The following is an 18717-nucleotide window of genomic DNA, read 5'->3' on the forward strand; positions in this document are numbered from 1 at the left end:
CAAATGATGCCGAGGTTACGCTTGCGCAATATGCCTTTACGCTATCAGCTCATGGTGCTGTTCTTGCTGTTTGGCATCGTGCCTTCACTGGGACTAGGCCTGCTGGTGAATTGGACGGTGGAACGGATTATTGAGCGGCAGGTGGAAAACCATACGATGCAGTTAATTGGCAAGGTGAACGAAGCACTGGATACCAAAATGGAAAATTTACAGAACATGACGTATCTGATTGCGTTTAATCCTGAAATTGGGGAGTTTTGGAAAGGGCGGACGCTGGCTGATGGTCACGCGGGTCATACGAGTAGTGTAATGCCGGGAAATCAGGGGGAGCGAGCCAAGAAACCTCTCCTTAACCAGGCTCCCGGCTCTAAGCAGGTTGTAAGTTCCGTACAGGAGCAGGATACCTTGTATGAAATGAAGCAATTTTTGCAGGGCTTTACCACTTTATATCCTGAAATTGCCGGGATTCTGATCGTGAACGAAAAAGGAGATTATATCAGCAATGAAATGTATGCTCGAAGCACACGCAGTCTGACGGAAGAAGACTGGTACACACAGGCGGCGCAGCATGCAGGGATATTCACTGTGCTGGGACAGCCAAGTCACCGTAATGTGACCACTCATGTCCGGTACAAGGACAGTGAAATTGTCTCTGTCGTCCGTTCGGTCACGGATTCGGAGACAGGACATGTACTGGGTGTAATTATGATTGATCTTAAGCTGCGGGCTGTGTCGCAAGCTGCCAGAGATGTAACCTTGGGCAAAAGCGGGTATGTCATGGTGACAGATGCCAAGGGACGCAGTGTATATATGCCAGATATGCCTTTGATTGAGCGCATTCCGCCGCAATGGTTCGGGCCAGAGGATAGCGGGATGTTTACCCGTGAAGCCGGAGGCAGGGAATTGCTGTTCATGTTCCAGGCTTCCGAGTTCACGGGCTGGAGAACCGTGGGAGTATTCCCGGCACGCGAATCTACACTGGAAGTGCGGCAAATTCAGTTCTACGTTGTCTGTTTTGTTTTCATTGTATGTCTGTTTGGCTTAACGGCATCCTTGCGATTGTCCAGCTCTATCGCGCAGCCAATTTTCCGGCTTATGTCTTATATGCGTACGGCAGAGACGGGGGATCTTACGGTTCGCCAATGGAGTGAGCGCGGGGATGAAATCGGAATGCTGGGCCGGAGCTTTAACCGGATGCTGGAGCAAATCCGCCGTCTCATGTCGCTTAGCGAACTGAGGGAACGACAAAAACGGGATGCCGAACTACGCAGTCTTCAAGAGCATATTAAGCCGCATTTTCTATACAATACGCTAGATACCATTCATTGGATGGCCCGAAAAAATGGAGCAGACGACGTATCCGATATGGTGGGGGCGTTATCGAGATTGTTCCGCCTTGGACTGAGCAAAGGGGATGACTTTATTCCGCTACTCTCTGAGATTGAGCATATCTCAAGCTATATGCAAATCCAGCAAACCCGTTATCGTGACCGACTTCGCTGGGAATTAAATGTACCCGACGGGCTGAAGGATCTGTTTGTGTTGAAGCTTATGCTTCAGCCTGTGGTGGAAAATGCGATTTACCACGGCATTAAGGCCAGACGTGGTCCAGGCACGATTTGCGTAGAAGCTAAAGCCGAGGACGGTAAGCTGCTGCTGACGGTACGTGACGACGGTGCAGGGATGACGGCAGAGCGTCTGCGTGAGCTGCGTGAATGGCTGGAAATACCGCTGGAGGCGATGGAAGGAAAACGGAAACAAAAGGAAGTTCGTACAAATGGCAGAAGCTACGGCATGCTGAATGTACAAGCGCGTATCCGATTGTCTTTTGGCGAGGAATATGGAATTACATTGGACAGTAAGGAAGGGACAGGTACCTGCGTTACAATCACTCATCCGTTGCTGCTGGATATGGCGCAACTGAAGAAGCCTTATGACAAAGGAGAGGGTCAGGATGACGAAATCCAAGGGAACAGACAACGCGACAACGGCGAGTCTGATTGACCAAGCCATACCAGAAGTAAGCATAGCCACGGCTAAACGTTATCAAGTATTGATCGCAGATGATGAGCCAATCATTCGTGAGGGGATTCGGGACTGCCTGGACTGGATGGCTCTGGGCATGGAGGTTGTAGCCGAAGCCGAGGACGGTGAAGAAGCGCTGAAGCTGGTTGGTCAGCTTAGCATCGACATCGTGCTGGTCGATATGAATATGCCATTCATGGATGGAATTGAACTGATTCGGCGGCTGCGGGAAGGACGCTCGGAGTGCCGTTGCCTGATCATTTCCGGGCATGATGAATTTGCTTATGCACAGGAAGCTGTCCGGCTTGGCGTAGAAGATTATATTCTGAAGCCGGTAAATGCGGATCAGCTTCACGCTGCATTGTCACGGCTTCGTCAGCGACTGGACGAGGAGCACAAACGCGCCGCCTATGTAGAACAAGCTGCCGGGCAGATTGAACGGAATATTCCGCTGCTGCGTCAGCGGTTTTGCCTGGAATGGCTGGAAGGACAGCACACGGGAAAAGACGTCATGGAGCAGTTGGCGTTTTTACGTCTTCCATCCCGGCCGCCTGTACAAATCGGCGCGGTACGGTGGCCTGCAGCAGAAGCACGGCAGACGATTATGCGTGAGAATGACCGCCAGTTGTTTCTTTTCGCCGCTGAAAATATTATTGGCGAACTGCTGGAGGACCGATCACATGTGTTGTTTCGCGATGCGAACGGGCTGATCGGCATATGCCTGTGGCAGGAGGCACCCGAGACGATCGGCGCTTCTATAGAGCAGGCCATTGGACGCTACCTGAATATAGCGGTTCACACCCATGTGGAGTCCAACACGGGTGGGCTGGAAGGCGCAATCAATGCGTACCGGGTGAGCCGGGATCGGGTGTACGGTGAAGCGCAGCTATCTCCCATCGTACGCCGGGCACGGCAGCTTATTCAGGAAGGTTATGCCGATCGCGAGCTGACGCTGGAAGCTCTTGCCTCGCGGCTACAGGTATCGGCTGTATATCTCAGCCGTGTGCTCAAAAAGGAGCTCAACGACAGCTTCGTGACCCTCGTCACGCGTGCCCGTATCCGCAAAGCAGTGCAGCTACTGGACTCTACGACATTGTCTGTGCTTGATATAGCAGAACGTACGGGATACGATAGTCAGCACTATTTTAGCACTGCTTTTAAAAAAGCCATGGGCGTGTCTCCTGTGCAGTACCGTAAGGGTGGGGGAATTCAGGAAAATTCGTCGGAATAGGAATGTTGGATTGCGGAATTGCCTTGCGCCCTCTCATGATAATCTGGCTAAAAAGTGTGTGTGTAATCACACCCGCACGTTCAGGGGTTTGTTACGCTGTAGATAACGAACAAATATCTATCAATATTTGGAGGAAAACGATATGTTTTGTTATCAGTGTGAACAGACGCCGAGTGGCGGGTGTAAAGTCATTGGAGTATGCGGGAAAAATGAGACGGTAGCGAGCTTGCAGGATACAATGATTTTTGCATTAAAAGGGATTGCTGCCTATGCAACACATGCTCGTCAGTTGGGATATACCGATCCTGAGGTGGATCGGATCACGCATGAAGCGTTATATATGACCTTAACCAATTCTAATTTTAATGTACAAGAGCATTTGGAGATGGCAATGAAGGTCGGAAATGCAGCTGTACGGATCATGGATGTGCTGGATCGTGCCCATACGGATCGTTTTGGCATTCCACAGCCGATTACTGTCAGCCAAAATAAAATCGAAGGTCAATGTATTGTCGTGACCGGACATAATCTGTACGCGCTGGAGGAATTACTGCGGCAGACCGAAGGAAAGGGCATCAATATCTACACCCACTCGGAAATGCTGCCAGCGCACGGTTATCCGGCGTTGAAGAAATATCCACATCTCAAAGGGAATATCGGTAAAGCCTGGTATGATCAACGCAGATTGTTCGAGGAGTTCCCGGGCGCGATTCTTGCCACGACCAACTGTGTTATGCCGATTAAAGGCACATATGCAGACCGCTTCTTCTCTTATGAAGTAGCAGGGCTGGAGGGTGTTGCCAAAATTGTGAACGACGATTTCTCTCCACTAATTGAACGCGCGTTGGCCCTGCCAGCCGCAGATGTAGACTCTGAGCAGGTGCTTACGACTGGATACCATCATGAGACGGTCATCGGGCTGGCACCTGAGATCATTCAGGCCGTCAAAGACGGACATATCCGCCGTTTCTTCGTCATCGCGGGCTGTGACGCACCAGGCAAAGGCGGCAACTATTACCGCGAGCTGGCGACATCCTTGCCGAATGACACGGTCATTTTGACCACGTCCTGTGGTAAATTCCGCTTTAATGATGTGGACTACGGCACTGTTGGAGCTACTGGCATTCCACGTTATATTGATTTGGGGCAATGCAACAATTCCGGTTCTACTGTGAAAATCGCTCTGGCTTTAGCGGATGCTTTTGGTTGTACGGTGAATGAGCTGCCTGTCAGCATTGTGCTGTCCTGGTTTGAGCAAAAAGCAGTTGCCATCCTGCTAGGCTTGTTCAGCCTTGGCATCCAGGATATTCGCATTGGGCCAAAGCCGCCTGAGTTTATTTCTTCTGGTGTACTGGATGTACTGGTGGAGATGTTTGGCTTGAAGCTAATTACGACCGCAGAGGAAGATATGAAAGCGATGCTGGCGTTGTCGTAAGAGGTAGGTGGGGAACTGCAGAGTGCAGTTCCTTTTTTTTGTTTCATCGTTCATCCATTCTAATAAATATATCCGTAAGAATCTTTAAGGCCAGCTCAGTATCTTTGGTTTCACGAGTTCTTAGGAGAGACAAAATGGCTTTTATACTCGAATCTTCTTCGGTAAGCTCATCATTTTCCTTCACATATGTAAGCAATTGATAGACGCCCACGTTCAATGCCTTCGCTATTTTCTCCAGATTCTTCAAAGATATATTTCTCTCCGCACGCTCGATGAAACCAATATAACTCGAATTGAAACCTGCTTTTTCGGCTAAAGCTTCTTGGGAAAGCCCTTTAGACTTTCGAATATCTCGAATACGTGTACCGACTAATTCTAATAGTTCTGACATGAATACACCTCTCTATAGTTAGAAGTGTAGAGAAAGAGTTACATCTAATTAATATGCGTTAGTAAGTAAATTGAATTAAAAACTACTATATAGTAATATTCATTATGAAGCTTGTCCGATAGCTAGAAAATTATACATTTTAGTGGTCTAATGATATGCTACGTTGCTCACATTTGTTTCAGGATTTTGCAAAACCCTTATTTATGAAATTCTAAATCAGGAGTTGATTCCCCATGAAACACTACTCCTTAAGTCCCCAACTACATAGTGATTCCGATTTCAAATTGCCGAAGTACAGCGACACCCACATATTGAATTGCATGATGGATTTTCAAAAGCTTGCCCAATACCAAATGCAGCTTGCCCAGATGATGCGTGATCATAATCAATGGCTAAACTGCCTCATTCTTTGCGATCGCGCCATGTTTTCTATGGCGAAGGCCATTTATGTACATCGAAATCAAATCATGCCTTTATCCATTAGTCTTTCCATGAACGATCTGCTCAGGCTAATTCGCTCGGATGCTGAGCCGTGTTTAGATATGGTGCTGTTTATGGGTACCATGCATTATCTGGTTTCCGGAGAGGAAGAAGCATCCAGGGAGACGATGAAGCTGGAGGAAGTAGATATGTTGCTGTATAAAACAGACTCTATTCTAGAGTCTCTGTCACAACGGATCGTAGCTGATCCGTCTAAGCGGTATCCGTCTATTTTTAAAGAAAACCCGTTCAATTAAATTGTTGAATTTTTAAACTTCATATCAGAAAGGGTGTTATTTGAAATGCCTACATACAACAAGCTGGTGCGGGATCAGATCCCGCATATCATTATGTCTCAGGGTAAGGAATGTCGGACACGCATATTAGACTCAGAGGACTATAAGCAGGAACTGCGAACGAAGCTTCGTGAAGAGACTGAGGAGTATTTTGCAGCGGACAAAGATCGGGACGCGCTGGAAGAACTAGCGGATATGCTGGAAGTCATCCGAGCGCTGGCAGAAGTACATGGAGCGAATGTAGCCGAACTGGACAAGCTCCGGGCAGACAAAGCCGAGGCCCGAGGCGGATTCCAGGAGCGGGTGTTCTTAATTGATGTCGACGAAGCTTAACGTCATTAAGTAATACCTCCCCCACCACAAAGGTTAAAATTTTATAAAAAAGGTTCAAAACCTGCAAAGACCTTCCCCGGCCTGGAATGATACCATGTGTTTGCACATAAAAAAAGAGAGGTGCTCATCGCCTCGCTTATGTAAGCGCTATCTCATTTCAATTTTAATCAGCAATGACCTGAGGATTTTGCAAAATCCTTACCTTCAAATGACCTGCATCACATGAGGAAAGGGGAACTTCATATGAAAAAGGGAGCTGTTGTTGTTTGGCTTCTGGTTTTGGCCCTGATGCTCTCGGCTTGCAATCTGGCGGAGAGTGGAACGGGCAGCAAGGAAAAAGGCTATGTGGGTATTTCCATGCCGACCAAATCGTCCGAGCGTTGGGTAGGGGACGGGGAGAATATGGTTCGGTTGTTTCAGGAGCAAGGCTATAAAACGGATTTACAGTATGCCGAGGACGTGGTGGAAAATCAAATTTCCCAAATCGAAAACATGATCACCAAGGGCGTTAATGTCATGGTCATCGCTTCGGTCGATGGAAACACGCTGACGGATGTAATTCAGAAGGCACACGACCGAGGGATTCAGGTCATCTCTTACGACCGTCTGATTCGCAATACACCGTATCTGACGTATTATGCGACCTTTGATAACTTCAAGGTGGGCGTGCTACAGGCGGCATATATTGAGAAAAAGCTGGGTCTCAAGGATGGCAAGGGCCCTTTCAATATCGAGCTGTTCGGCGGATCGCCGGATGACAATAACGCCTACTTCTTCTTTAATGGTGCGATGTCCGTACTTAAGCCATACATCGATTCCGGTAAGCTGGTCGTGCGCAGCAAGCAGATGACGATGGCGCAGATCGCTACACTGCGATGGGATGGAGCTTTGGCACAGTCGCGGATGGATAATCTGCTGAGTGCCTACTATTCAGGGGCCAATCTGGATGCGGTGCTCTCTCCGTATGACGGCATTAGCATCGGTATCATTTCATCCCTGAAAGGGGTTGGATATGGATCAGCGAATAAGCCACTGCCGATCATTACCGGACAGGACGCGGAGCTGGCTTCGATCAAATCCATTGTGGCTGGAGAGCAGACACAAACTATATTTAAGGATACCCGTAAGCTGGCTGAGCAAACGGTCGTGATGGCCAACAGCATTTTACAAGGCAAGCAAGCGGAAGTAAATGACGTTAAATCCTATAACAACGGGAAAAAGGTAATTCCTGCTTACTTGCTTGATCCAATCTCGGTGGATCGGACGAATGTAGAGAAGGATATTGTCGGCAGTCACTATTACACCAAAGAACAAATCGGACTGAAATAAGAATAAGAATCCAACCGAAAGGAGCGTATCCCATGACTGGAATCATTTTGGAAATGAAGGGAATTACCAAAACCTTTCCTGGTGTAAAGGCATTGGAAAATGTGAATCTCAAGGTCAAGGAAGGCGAGATTCATTCGCTGTGTGGCGAGAACGGGGCGGGCAAATCGACGTTGATGAAGGTACTGAGTGGTGTATACCCACATGGAACCTACGAAGGGGATATTATTTTCCAGGGCAAAACGTGTGAGTTCAAGGATATCAAGCAGAGCGAGGAATTGGGCATCGTCATTATCCATCAGGAACTGGCATTGATCCCGTATCTCTCGATTGCAGAAAATATTTATCTGGGCAACGAACGCGCCAGCGGTGGCGTGATTGATTGGAAAGAGACTTTTGTCGGGACACGCGAGCTACTGTCCAAGGTCGGGTTGAGTGAAAACCCCAATACCTTGGTTACGAACATCGGGGTCGGCAAGCAACAACTGGTCGAAATTGCGAAAGCGCTCTCTAAAAAAGTAAAGCTGCTTATTCTGGATGAACCAACAGCAGCATTGAATGAGGATGATAGTGAAAATCTGCTTAATTTGATGCTGGAATTTAAAAAACAGGGCATTTCCTGCATTCTGATCTCCCACAAGCTGAATGAGGTCGCAAAGGTATCGGATTCGATTACGATTTTGCGGGATGGGAAGACGATTGAGACGCTGGACATGAAAAAGGATGAGGTTACAGAGGATCGGATCATTAGCGGGATGGTTGGACGCGATTTGACCAGCCGTTATCCAGAACGCCATGCCAAGATTGGCAAAGTCGTGTTGGAAGTAAAGGACTGGACAGTGTATCACGAGCATCATGCGGACCGCAAGGTGCTGGATCAAGTGAATCTGAACATTCGCCGCGGTGAAATTGTCGGCATTGCCGGGCTGATGGGGGCGGGACGGACCGAGCTGGCGATGAGCATCTTTGGCAAGTCATACGGGCGCAACATCTCGGGTCAACTGATTAAGGACGGCAAGCCGATCCAGAACAACACGGTTACGGACGCGATTAACAATGGCTTTGCCTATGTGACGGAGGACCGCAAGGAGTACGGTCTCATTTTAATGGATGATATCAAGCGCAATATTTCGTTGACCGGTCTGAACAAGCTGGCAAAGGGCGCTGTAGTTAATGAGCAGGAGGAAGTCGTCGTTGCAGAGGAAATGAAAAAAAGCATGAACATCAAAGCGCCGAGTATTTTGCAGAAAACGGGCAATCTGAGTGGCGGCAATCAGCAGAAGGTAGTACTGAGCAAATGGATTTTTGCCGGACCGGATATTCTGATTCTGGATGAGCCGACGCGCGGCATAGATGTGGGTGCCAAATATGAAATCTATACGATTATTCATCGACTTGCCGCTGAAGGCAAGGGCGTGCTGGTCATTTCGTCTGAGCTGCCAGAGGTACTAGGCTTGTGTGACCGGATTTATGTCATGAATGCCGGGCGGATCACCGGAGAGGTTAGCCGTGAGGACGCTTCGCAGGAAACGTTGATGAGATATATGACCAAGTCAGGAGGCGTGAAGCATGGAAACCATAACTAAACTATTTAAAAATAACATCCGCCAATATGGCATGATGATTGCGCTGGTCGTTATTATGATTTTGTTCGAAGTGCTGACAGGCGGCTTGCTATTGAAGCCGATTAATATTACCAATCTGATTCTGCAAAATAGCTACATTCTCGTACTGGCGATCGGGATGGTGCTGGTTATCATCACTGGGCACATTGACTTGTCCGTCGGCTCCATAGCCGCTTTTGTCGGTGCGGTTGCCGCCATTATGATGGTCGATTGGCAGCTTCCAGCGTGGGTCGCTGTGATTGCAGCTTTGCTGGTCGGAGCGTTAATTGGGGCATGGCAAGGGTTCTGGGTCGCTTATGTACGTATTCCGGCATTTATCGTTACCTTGGCGGGAATGCTGCTCTTCCGCGGATTAACAATGATCGTGCTGGAAGGCCAATCGATCTCTCCTTTTCCGGGGGGATTCCAGAAAATCAGTTCAGGCTTCCTGCCGGATTTTTCATCTACCGGTTATAACCTGGTATCCATCATTGTCGGCATTGCACTTACGGTATGGTTTATCGTGAACGAAATTCGCGAACGCCGCTCTCAGCTTAAATATGGATTTGAGGTTCCGTCACAGGTGTTATTTGTACTCAAATTGATCGTAGTGGCTGCTGTGATTAATCTGTTCACCTTCATGCTCGCGAGCTATGCGGGAATACCGAACATTCTCGTCCTGCTGTTCATCCTGATCGTGGTATACTCCTTCGTCATGAACCGTACAGTTATGGGGCGCCATGTGTATGCGCTGGGTGGAAATGAAAAGGCAGCGGGCCTGTCTGGTGTCAAAACGAAAAAAGTAACATTCTGGGTATTTGTCAACATGGGCGTACTGGCTGCCATTTCTGGTCTCATCTTTGCTGCACGTCTGAATGCGGCTACGCCGAGAGCAGGTACGAACTTTGAGCTGGATGCCATCGCTGCTTGCTTTATCGGTGGAGCTTCGGCGTCGGGCGGGATCGGAACGGTTTTTGGAGCCATTATCGGTGGCTTGGTTATGGGCGTACTGAATAACGGTATGTCTCTGATCGGTCTCGGTATTGACTGGCAGCAAGGGATCAAGGGCTTGGTACTGCTGCTGGCGGTTGCCTTCGATATTTACAACAAAAACAAAAGATCAGTTTAAGCTTATATTCAATATTGTAAAATAAGCAAACCTCCAGTCCCACTTGAAACTGTGGATGCTGGAGGTTTTTGCTTTGTTAGGTTTATGGCTATTAGCTAACCCAACTAAGTCGTCACCATTTGTCCGCCGTTCACATGCAGCGTCTGGCCGGTAATGTAGGAGCCATCATCTGAAGCCAACAGCACATAGGCCGGAGCCAATTCATAAGGCTGCCCGGCACGCTTCATCGGCGTATTGCTGCCAAAGGTGCGAATGACTTCAGTTGACTGTGTGGCCGGATTCAGCGGAGTCCAGATCGGACCGGGAGCAATGGCATTCACGCGAATACCCTGATCGACCAGATTATTAGCCAAAGCGCGCGTGAAGCTGACAATGGCTCCTTTGGTAGCTGAATAATCAATCATATTTTTTTGCCCAACATAGGCTGTAACCGATGCCGTATTGACGATGCTGGCCCCAGCCCGCATATACGGCAAGGCTTCTGTAGTCATATGGAAGAAGGAAATAATATTCGTATCAAACGTATCACGTAGCTGCTGTTCACTGATATCCAAATAGGATTCGCGCACAAACTGAATCCCCATATTATTAATGAGGATATCAATACGACCGAAGGTTTCCATCGTTTTTTGAACAACCAGACAGCAGTTGCTTCTAAGCCTTAGATCACCTGGAATTAGCAAGCAACGTCGGCCAAGCCGGTGAATGACATCACGGGTCTCCATCGCATCTCGATGCTCATCGAGATAGGCAATGACCACATCGGCCCCTTCCTTGGCAAATGCGACTGCAACCGCGCGACCAATGCCACTGTCCCCGCCGCTAATAATCGCCACCCGATCCTGAAGCTTTCCCGTACCGATATACTTTGGATTATCAAAGATAGGGCGTGGAACCACCAGGTATTCCAACCCCGGCTGTCTATATTGATGCTGGGGAGGAAAAGCAATCGGAACTTCTTTACATTGGGTTTCTGTACCATAATAAGGATGCTGATATTGCCAATTCATTTAATAATCCCTTCTTTTAGGCGTTTTGAAATCCAATATATTCGAAATAGGCGCAAACGGTGAATCGGGAATTATCGCCTTATGCCGAAATCGTCGCTCCATCTGCCGGAATATGGACACGCTTCTCCAGACCTTCACGATGGATATGTTCCGTAAGCTCGGAGCGAGTCAGTACACAATGGTTGATGGCTTCCATATGGACAGCAACGACTTGGGTGTAAGGAGCATGCTGTGCAACAGCTGTTACATCTTGGGCAGTCATAATAATGGGATCGCCCACTGTAAACCGCGCTCCTCCAGCGTTTACGATCGTCCAGTCTGGGCGGTATTTATCCAGTGCTTCCGCGACTTCACTGCACCAAATGGTATCCCCGGCCACGTAGACGACAGGCTCACCTGGAGCCTGAAATACAAAGCCGGATACGGGTCCCATCTGTTCCCCGATTTCTCCGGTACCGTGATGTCCAGCAGTACGGTTGATCTCAATTTCTCCCACAGAAACAGCCACCGAAATCGGAGTAACCTGTGTAAAACCGTCAGCCATGATTTGTTCTTCATTTCCGGGCTGGCAGAAGACGGGAAGCTGTTTGTCCAGCCAGCGTACTGCTGCCGGGTCCCAATGATCCAGATGCAAATGCGTGACGATGACAACGTCAGGCTGTCCAAGCGTTTGCCATTGTGGTGGCAATGGAACCAGCGGATTGCGGAGAGTGTTTTCCGTATTGGGCACCGGCGGATTTAGGCCAGCATCACTCAGCATCGGATCAATCAGAAATTTTACTCCAGCGTATTCGATCCATAAGGTTGCGTTGCGGATTAGTGTGATTTTCATATATGGAAGCTCCTTTGATCGTAAATGTTTTTTTGACCGAGTGTATTTTCGGCCGTTCTTTGTTTCTGCTACAATCATATCTGACGCAAGCAGATGCAGGCTACGGCCTGCTGAAAGGAAAACCAGCATTCTCGTTTCATCATGAAAGGAAAAATAACTATGGAACTATTCGTACCTGATGAGACCGACCTGCGTATTCTTCATCATTTAATTGAAGACAGCTCTTTAACGCATAAGGAGATCGGTCAGCTAGTTCATTTGACAGGCCAAGCAGTAGGTGCGCGTGTTCGAAAAATGCAGGATGCAGGCATTATTGAGGGCTATACACTACGCTGGAACCCGGAGAAAATTGGGCAGACGATTCATGCCTTTATTACGGTTTTTCTGAATTCAGGAACGACTCACAGTGCTTTTCAGACTTTTGCACGGGAGCATTCCTCTATTGTCGAAATCCATCGGGTAAGTGGGGAGGGCTGTTATTGGATGCGGGTGCGCATGTCATCACAGTCAGAGTTAAATACCATGCTGGATGAACTTACGAAGTTTGGTAACTACAAATTGAGCTTTTCCATTGGCGAAATTTAATGATAAAAGCTTTCGGCATTTTGTGCCGAAAGCTTTTGTTTACGAGGGCTATTGAAGTCAGCGTTATAGGCTCATTTTAAAAATATGCTGCAAGCCGTGTTGTCCCATTTTAGTGTTACCTTCATCGATAAAGCCGCATTTGAGATATAGACTTTGGGCAGAAAGATTACGGGCATTGACGCCTAGTACAATCTCGCGAATATGTGGAAAGTGTGTAGAGATGAACTGTGGTAGCAGAAGCAGCCCTTGTTTAGCGAACCCTTGTCCTTGATCTGCATAATGAATAGAAAACGCACGTAGCAACAGTGCCTCAGAAGTATTCGTATAGTCTGCTAATTCATCTCCATCGTATAAAATGAAAAATCCAACCGGCCTTCCAGTAGCCGTAATCACGACTGGATGGCGGTGTGGGTCTTCCTTGGCCAGTGCCAGCATTTCAGCTGGCATTCCAGTAAATTGCTTCTGCTCCTCGGGCAAATAAAAGGTATGTAAAATCGCATCATGCTCACAATGGTAAGGGACAAGCCCTACATTATTCATCATTACACTCCGATCTGTACAAATTTTAAACTTTCTATACATCTCGTTTGCTAAAAAAAGAAACCTGAACTTGCCTTCCTTACGTATTATCCATACATAAACTAGCATAGTCAAAAGGAGACGTCTACGATTATGAAGCCGCTTATAGAATATCGGGAAAGTCAGGATGTATTGCACCAAGAGCTGAAGCAGATTGAAAAGTGGGAGAAGGAGCAGAAGGATATTTTTTTCTGGGAAAAAATCGGCAGATGGCCCTTTATGCTGTTGGATCGGCTGACGCCCAAAATCATTAAGGACAAGCTGGAGCAGCTGCTTAACGAGATGGGTAGCTTCATTCAAAATGGTGGCAAATATTTGGTGAAAGAAGAAACAGTCCTGAGTAAGCTGAACAAGACGGCCCGTGAATATATGATTCAGCAAAATGGTGCAGCTTCCGCCTCGGATACGGAGGATCAGCCCCATTCCGGGGAAAACGAAGATGCGGAGCATAGTGAGGAATCCATGTGGGATTTGAAGCAGGCGGCTGAGCTCCCACTAACGATCATGGATCAGACTGCGGACGAGATGACGTCGGGTCGCATTACCTTTGCCACCGCTCAGGGAGCAACCACGGGAATTGGCGGTGTGTTTACGATTGCGGCGGATATCCCTATTTTGCTTGGCTTGTCACTCAAGGTGCTTCAGGAAATCGCTTTGTGCTATGGGTTTAACCCCCATGATAAGCAGGAGCGCATTTTTATTATTAAATGTATGCAATTCGCTTCATCTGATATTGTGGGGAAGAAAGCTGTATTAGAGGAACTGGCCTTGTTCGATGATCCTTCACGTCAGGCACAGGTTTTTCCCAGATGCAGGGTTGGAAAGAGGTCATTAACACCTATCGTGATCAGTTTGGATGGAAAAAGCTGCTGCAAATGGTCCCGATTGCGGGCATTTTGTTTGGCTCCATTGCCAATCGAAGCGCGATTAGTGACGTAGCTGAAGCAGGGAAAATGCTATATCGGAAGCGCCGTATTTTGATGCGTTTGGCAGAAGAAGAGAATGGATTGGAGTAGAAGTGAAGAATGGAGTTCAAGGTCGTTGTTTATAAAGGTGTGCAGCGGCCTAGTTGGCCGCCGCATGTCAGCTTATTACACTTCGGCTCCATTTTCTTCCGCCCAGCGATTCAGGGTTTTGTCTGTAGGAAGTAAGAAGGTTAAAATGCCGAGCAGTGGCAAAAAGCCACACAGGAACATAATGTTGGTGATGCCTACTTTGTCGATCCAGTTGCCAAGCACGAGTGCACCCACACCGCCAAGGCCAAAGGCCAGGCCCGTAATGAGACCGGACACCGTCCCGATTTTGCCAGGCACGAGCATCTGTGCATATACGACTGTGACCGAAAAGCTGGACAACATAATAAATCCAATAATCGCCAGCAGGATCGCCGTCCAGAATTGGTTGGCATAAGGCAGCAGCAGCGCCAATGGTGCAGCTAATACCATGGACAAAAAAATCATATTGCGCTTGCCAAAACGGTCTGCCAGCGGACCACCAAAGAAGGTACCTAGCGCTCCAGCCCCGAGGAACAGGAAAATGTACAGCTGTGCATCCGCCAATGGCATTTTAAATACTTCCATCAGGTAAAACGAATAGTAGCTTCCCACCGAGGTCGAATACCACGAACGGACAAATACCAGCAGAATGAGGACAATCATGGCAAACATAATGCGGCTGCGTACTTCGGGCTTCATGCGGCGTGTCGCCGCTTTTTTGCGTGCAATGCCTTCTGTACGCAGGACGTTACCGTACCAGCGGGCAATGAATGATTGCACTACAATCCCGGCTGCCGCAATACCTGTGAACCAGATGGCGCCAAATTGCCCCAACGGGATAAAAATCCAGCTTGTGAGCATCGGTGCCAGCGATTGACCTGCATTGCCGCCAACCTGGAAAATGGATTGTGCCAATCCCCGGCGTGATCCTGCCGCCATATGGGATACGCGCGAGCCTTCCGGGTGAAAGGCAGCTGAGCCCAGACCTACGAAGATGACTGCGATTAGCACCGCTTTATAATCGGCAGCATAGGCGAGCAGCAGCATGCCGGTCAGCGTAAAACCCATACCGATGGGAAGGATAGCGGGCGTAGGTCGTTTGTCCGAAAACAAGCCAATGACAGGCTGCATGATCGAAGCTGTAAAGTTGATGGCGAATGAGATCCAGCCGATCTGCGTGTAGCTCAGGCTCATAGATTCCTTCAGGATCGGAAAGATCGCTGGAATGACCGATTGAATCGAGTCATTGAACAGATGGACGAAACTGATCGCAATCAGAATCGCAAAAACGGTACCTTTCGCTTGCGGCCCCTGGAGGGGGAGCGATTGGCCCGTTTCTTTTTTTGTAGCAGATTTAGTAGTCATGGCAACCTCCGGATATGTATGTATATTTTAAGATATAGGAAGCAATCCATTTGCAGCAAATGGCTGAAAGTGGGATAAAGTCCCTATTTACTCATCGCTGCTTGCCCATCCTGCTGGAAACTCTTTATTGCTCGATCCTTTAATTTACAACAGATTATCTCGCTCTGAGTGTATGGTATCTGTATAAGATATCCTTTACTTATCATTTTACTCTCTAACATGCATGAATTGGTTCAACTCGTCTTCAGGGATTATTAGATTTCCACAGTAGACTAAATTGGAATGAAATTCCCATTCGCCATATGCCACCAAATGGTTATCATCCTTAACTCTTTTAATCAATGCCCAAATCCCAAGATTACTTTGTGCGTTTGCATCAAGAAGAATCCAATCCTTATATTGCAATAGCTGAGCCTCTCCAAACATATGAAATGAATCCAGATATCCTGTTCCATCACGGGATGGCATTTCATTACATACATTTTTCAATAACAGGACTTCCTCCACTCTGACAGTGATCCAAGCTCTTTTTTCATTTTTCGATATGATGTCTTCAAATCTACACTTAATAAACGCAGAGAAGTTGATCTCATCAGGCTGCTCTTCCCAACCATTAAAATGTGAATAAGCAGGTCTGAATAAAGTCCAAAAAGTTTCTCCAACGGACATATGAAAAGGAAAATATACTTGTACTTTTTTTGAATCACCTTTTACCGGAGGTATCAATGCTCTTTCCCATATTTCACTATTTAGATCTGGAGTATGATGTTTGAAATCCGCCCAGTCCATAGCATCTTCGATGGCTACAATCTCAAAATCTTTGTTTTCTAACAGGGGTTTATCTGGTATCTGTTTACACGCTCCACATTTGAAAGCAATAGTTTCCTCGCTCATAAGACAACCTACCTTAATTAGATTTTATGGTCCAATACACCAACTATATTGATCATAAGCACATATCAACATGGTGAAAGTATTACAAACAAAAAAACTATTCTATGTTGAATGTTGTTGATATTCCTCTTACATATAAATAAGCAAGAAGAATTTAACAAAACTAGGCTCTTTATTTAACAAACTTAAGATATGATTCTTTATGTCATACAACTTGTTGTATAGATAATAGCTCCGTAGAAACAGGATGAAGAGCACAAGAGAAGAGAGGATCTGATTTGAGAATGAAATTGCTAAGAAAACCACTATCAGTTGCATTATTATCTGTACCATTACTTCTAGGTTCTCTGGGTGGAAATTACACGAGTGCAGCAACCTTGCCAACAACAATAACTCCAACAGAACCGTCATGGGGATATTTCGTAGATCATTACAAAAATAATAGTTCTGCTAATAAGACGGAAAGCTCCAATCCGACTCTCGGGTTGCTCTCTGAATTTAATAAGCTTTGGACTCCTGGCGCTACCTGGGACACAGGTACCAAACTAAACAGCAGTGTACTGGACGCTAATATTCAAAAAGTGATTGATATTGCTGCCCGTCGAACTTCCAGTGAGGCCGATGCGGCTTATTTGGACGACCGCCGAAATCAGAGCTACAGTGTAATCGACGGTCTGGGTTCGCTGACTGATATATATCGAAAGAAGGCAGGTGCCACGACAACAATCAACGACGTTCCGGCCGATGCCACAACTAAGAAATATGAAGATGAGGGAACGAATGCAGGGGATATAAGCTCCAGTCTCGGCAACGTTGTGAATCTGGTCAATACCTTGCGCGGGGACTACTCTACGACGAACCCGGCCAAATCTTACTTTAGTTATCCTCGTCCGTTCCGTTGGAGCGACAATTCAGTAGTTGTTCCAAGTCTGATCCCTGCCCTCAAATCTGATGCTACTAATGATGGCGGCTTTCCTAGCGGTCATACCAATGCTGCATATCTCAGTTCCATAGCTATGGCCTATGCCATGCCGGAGCGTTATCAGGAATTGCTGACACGAGCTTCGGAGCTGGGCAATAATCGTGTTGTTGCTGGCATGCATTCCCCGCTTGATGTTATGGGAGGACGCGTCATGGCAACGGCGATGGCTGCTGCCATCCTGTCTGATCCAGCCAATAGCAACTTGAAGAAAGCAGCTTACCAGGATGCTCATAAACAATTGCTGTCCCAAAAAGGTACAGCCCCAGATCGTTTCAGCAATTATGCTACGAACAAAAAAAATTATAATGAACGATTAACGTATGGATTTAATCAAATTAACCCAACCACGACGCCAATGACAGTACCTAAGGGAGCTGAAGTGCTGTTGGAGACACGTCAACCTTACCTTGACAGCACACAACGCCGTTGGGTATTGGCCACTACAGGCCTTCCATCCGGTTATCCTGTGCTTGACGATGCCGAAGGATGGGGACGCTTGAACCTGTTTTCCGCTGCGGACGGCTACGGTGCTTTTGCCAATAATGTTACGGTGAATATGGACGCTTCCAAAGGCGGTTTCAATGCATTGGATCGCTGGCGCAACCATATTTCTGGTGTTGGAAAGCTGATTAAAAAGGGAACAGGTACGTTGAAGCTTATGGGTAGCAATACGTATTCCGGTGGTACACAGATCGATCAAGGTATACTTGAAGGTAATTCGGAGACAGCTTTCGGAAGTGGTGCAGTTACAAATAACGGGGGGACTTTTCTTAAAAACAATGCTGGAAAGCTGATTGTTGGCAGCAATTACAAACAAACAGCCAAGGGCAAGCTTGAACTCAACCTGGGCAGTAAAAATGACGTGCTCAAAATTAAGGGAACCGCCCAACTTAACGGGAAATTACGCCTGAATTTTGCTAACAAATATGTACCAGCTAGCGGTGCGACCATTTTAACCTACGGTAAACGAAGCGGGGGATTTTCTTCCATCGAAGTAGCAGGTTTGCCGAGCAACTATAAAGTGAAGGTTGTCTATACAGCTGATCATGTTCAGTTGAAAGTCACGAAGTAACCAAATAGGATAATAAAAAGAGCACCTTTGGAATACACCGGATAAACCATGAAGTTATCCAGTGCCCATTCTGAAGGTGCATTTTGCTGTTACTGATGAAACATGATATGAACAGTATTAATTCTAAGAAACGTTTGGCTTTCGACAATATTC

General features: G+C 47.2%; 16 protein-coding genes and 1 pseudogene. 11 read left to right on the forward strand and 6 right to left on the reverse strand.

Going from position 1 to position 18717, the window contains the following annotated elements:
• Positions 1 to 3 precede the first annotated feature (3 nt).
• The 3 genes from ACUC6J_RS05495 (at position 4) to hcp (ending at position 4691) form a co-directional block, all read left to right on the forward strand.
• Positions 4 to 2004, forward strand: a complete 2001-nt coding sequence (locus ACUC6J_RS05495; RefSeq protein ID WP_447249878.1) for a cache domain-containing sensor histidine kinase — start codon at positions 4 to 6, stop codon at positions 2002 to 2004.
• Positions 1955 to 3256: a response regulator transcription factor gene (locus ACUC6J_RS05500; protein ID WP_447249879.1), complete on the forward strand. Its 1302-nt coding sequence runs from the start codon at positions 1955 to 1957 to the stop codon at positions 3254 to 3256. Before ACUC6J_RS05495 ends, ACUC6J_RS05500 begins: the two co-directional genes overlap by 50 nt.
• A gap of 142 nt (positions 3257 to 3398) precedes the next feature.
• A complete protein-coding gene (gene hcp / locus ACUC6J_RS05505) occupies positions 3399 to 4691 on the forward strand; it encodes a hydroxylamine reductase (RefSeq protein ID WP_447249880.1) in 1293 nt (430 codons plus the stop codon).
• 43 nt (positions 4692 to 4734) lie between these two features.
• On the opposite strand, the gene ACUC6J_RS05510 is transcribed toward hcp, so the two are convergent.
• Positions 4735 to 5082, reverse strand: a complete 348-nt coding sequence (locus tag ACUC6J_RS05510) for a helix-turn-helix domain-containing protein (protein WP_016821354.1) — start codon at positions 5080 to 5082, stop codon at positions 4735 to 4737.
• 233 nt (positions 5083 to 5315) lie between these two features.
• Here ACUC6J_RS05510 and ACUC6J_RS05515 point away from each other — a divergent pair, with 233 nt between their 5' ends.
• The 5 genes from ACUC6J_RS05515 (at position 5316) to mmsB (ending at position 10250) form a co-directional block, all read left to right on the forward strand.
• Positions 5316 to 5819: a hypothetical protein gene (locus ACUC6J_RS05515; RefSeq protein WP_090888229.1), complete on the forward strand. Its 504-nt coding sequence runs from the start codon at positions 5316 to 5318 to the stop codon at positions 5817 to 5819.
• Between the two features lie 45 nt (positions 5820 to 5864).
• A complete protein-coding gene (locus tag ACUC6J_RS05520) occupies positions 5865 to 6191 on the forward strand; it encodes a nucleoside triphosphate pyrophosphohydrolase (protein WP_016821352.1) in 327 nt (108 codons plus the stop codon).
• Between the two features lie 243 nt (positions 6192 to 6434).
• Positions 6435 to 7520 carry a multiple monosaccharide ABC transporter substrate-binding protein gene (gene chvE, locus ACUC6J_RS05525; RefSeq protein ID WP_017426385.1) on the forward strand — a complete coding sequence of 362 codons (1086 nt, stop codon included), beginning with the start codon at positions 6435 to 6437 and terminating at the stop codon, positions 7518 to 7520.
• Between the two features lie 32 nt (positions 7521 to 7552).
• On the forward strand, positions 7553 to 9103 hold the full coding sequence (gene mmsA, locus ACUC6J_RS05530; protein WP_447249881.1) for a multiple monosaccharide ABC transporter ATP-binding protein: 1551 nt from the start codon (positions 7553 to 7555) through the stop codon (positions 9101 to 9103).
• On the forward strand, positions 9087 to 10250 hold the full coding sequence (gene mmsB / locus ACUC6J_RS05535) for a multiple monosaccharide ABC transporter permease (RefSeq protein ID WP_016821349.1): 1164 nt from the start codon (positions 9087 to 9089) through the stop codon (positions 10248 to 10250). Before mmsA ends, mmsB begins: the two co-directional genes overlap by 17 nt.
• Before the next feature lie 104 nt (positions 10251 to 10354).
• Here the strand turns inward: mmsB and ACUC6J_RS05540 are convergent, their stop codons facing one another.
• Both ACUC6J_RS05540 and ACUC6J_RS05545 read right to left on the reverse strand, forming a co-directional pair.
• Entirely contained in the window at positions 10355 to 11260 is a 906-nt protein-coding gene (locus ACUC6J_RS05540) for a glucose 1-dehydrogenase (RefSeq protein WP_016821348.1), read from the reverse strand.
• A 79-nt stretch (positions 11261 to 11339) separates the two neighbouring features.
• Positions 11340 to 12092, reverse strand: a complete 753-nt coding sequence (locus ACUC6J_RS05545) for an MBL fold metallo-hydrolase (protein WP_447249882.1) — start codon at positions 12090 to 12092, stop codon at positions 11340 to 11342.
• Between the two features lie 159 nt (positions 12093 to 12251).
• Here ACUC6J_RS05545 and ACUC6J_RS05550 point away from each other — a divergent pair, with 159 nt between their 5' ends.
• Positions 12252 to 12677, forward strand: a complete 426-nt coding sequence (locus ACUC6J_RS05550; RefSeq protein ID WP_017426389.1) for an Lrp/AsnC family transcriptional regulator — start codon at positions 12252 to 12254, stop codon at positions 12675 to 12677.
• Positions 12678 to 12740: 63 nt separating this feature from the next.
• Here ACUC6J_RS05550 and ACUC6J_RS05555 read toward each other — a convergent pair whose 3' ends face one another.
• Positions 12741 to 13217 carry a GNAT family N-acetyltransferase gene (locus ACUC6J_RS05555; RefSeq protein WP_447249883.1) on the reverse strand — a complete coding sequence of 159 codons (477 nt, stop codon included), beginning with the start codon at positions 13215 to 13217 and terminating at the stop codon, positions 12741 to 12743.
• Between the two features lie 132 nt (positions 13218 to 13349).
• Here ACUC6J_RS05555 and ACUC6J_RS05560 point away from each other — a divergent pair.
• A pseudogene (locus ACUC6J_RS05560) lies at positions 13350 to 14272 on the forward strand (EcsC family protein).
• Positions 14273 to 14347: 75 nt separating this feature from the next.
• Here the strand turns inward: ACUC6J_RS05560 and ACUC6J_RS05565 are convergent.
• On the reverse strand, positions 14348 to 15616 hold the full coding sequence (locus tag ACUC6J_RS05565; protein ID WP_019686352.1) for an MFS transporter: 1269 nt from the start codon (positions 15614 to 15616) through the stop codon (positions 14348 to 14350).
• Between the two features lie 207 nt (positions 15617 to 15823).
• Entirely contained in the window at positions 15824 to 16510 is a 687-nt protein-coding gene (locus ACUC6J_RS05570) for a hypothetical protein (RefSeq protein ID WP_447249884.1), read from the reverse strand.
• Between the two features lie 284 nt (positions 16511 to 16794).
• On the opposite strand from ACUC6J_RS05570, the gene ACUC6J_RS05575 reads away from it, so the two are divergent.
• Positions 16795 to 18564: a phosphatase PAP2 family protein gene (locus ACUC6J_RS05575; RefSeq protein ID WP_447249885.1), complete on the forward strand. Its 1770-nt coding sequence runs from the start codon at positions 16795 to 16797 to the stop codon at positions 18562 to 18564.
• Positions 18565 to 18717: the final 153 nt, after the last annotated feature.

The sequence above is a fragment of the Paenibacillus sp. JJ1683 genome, assembly GCF_053006485.1.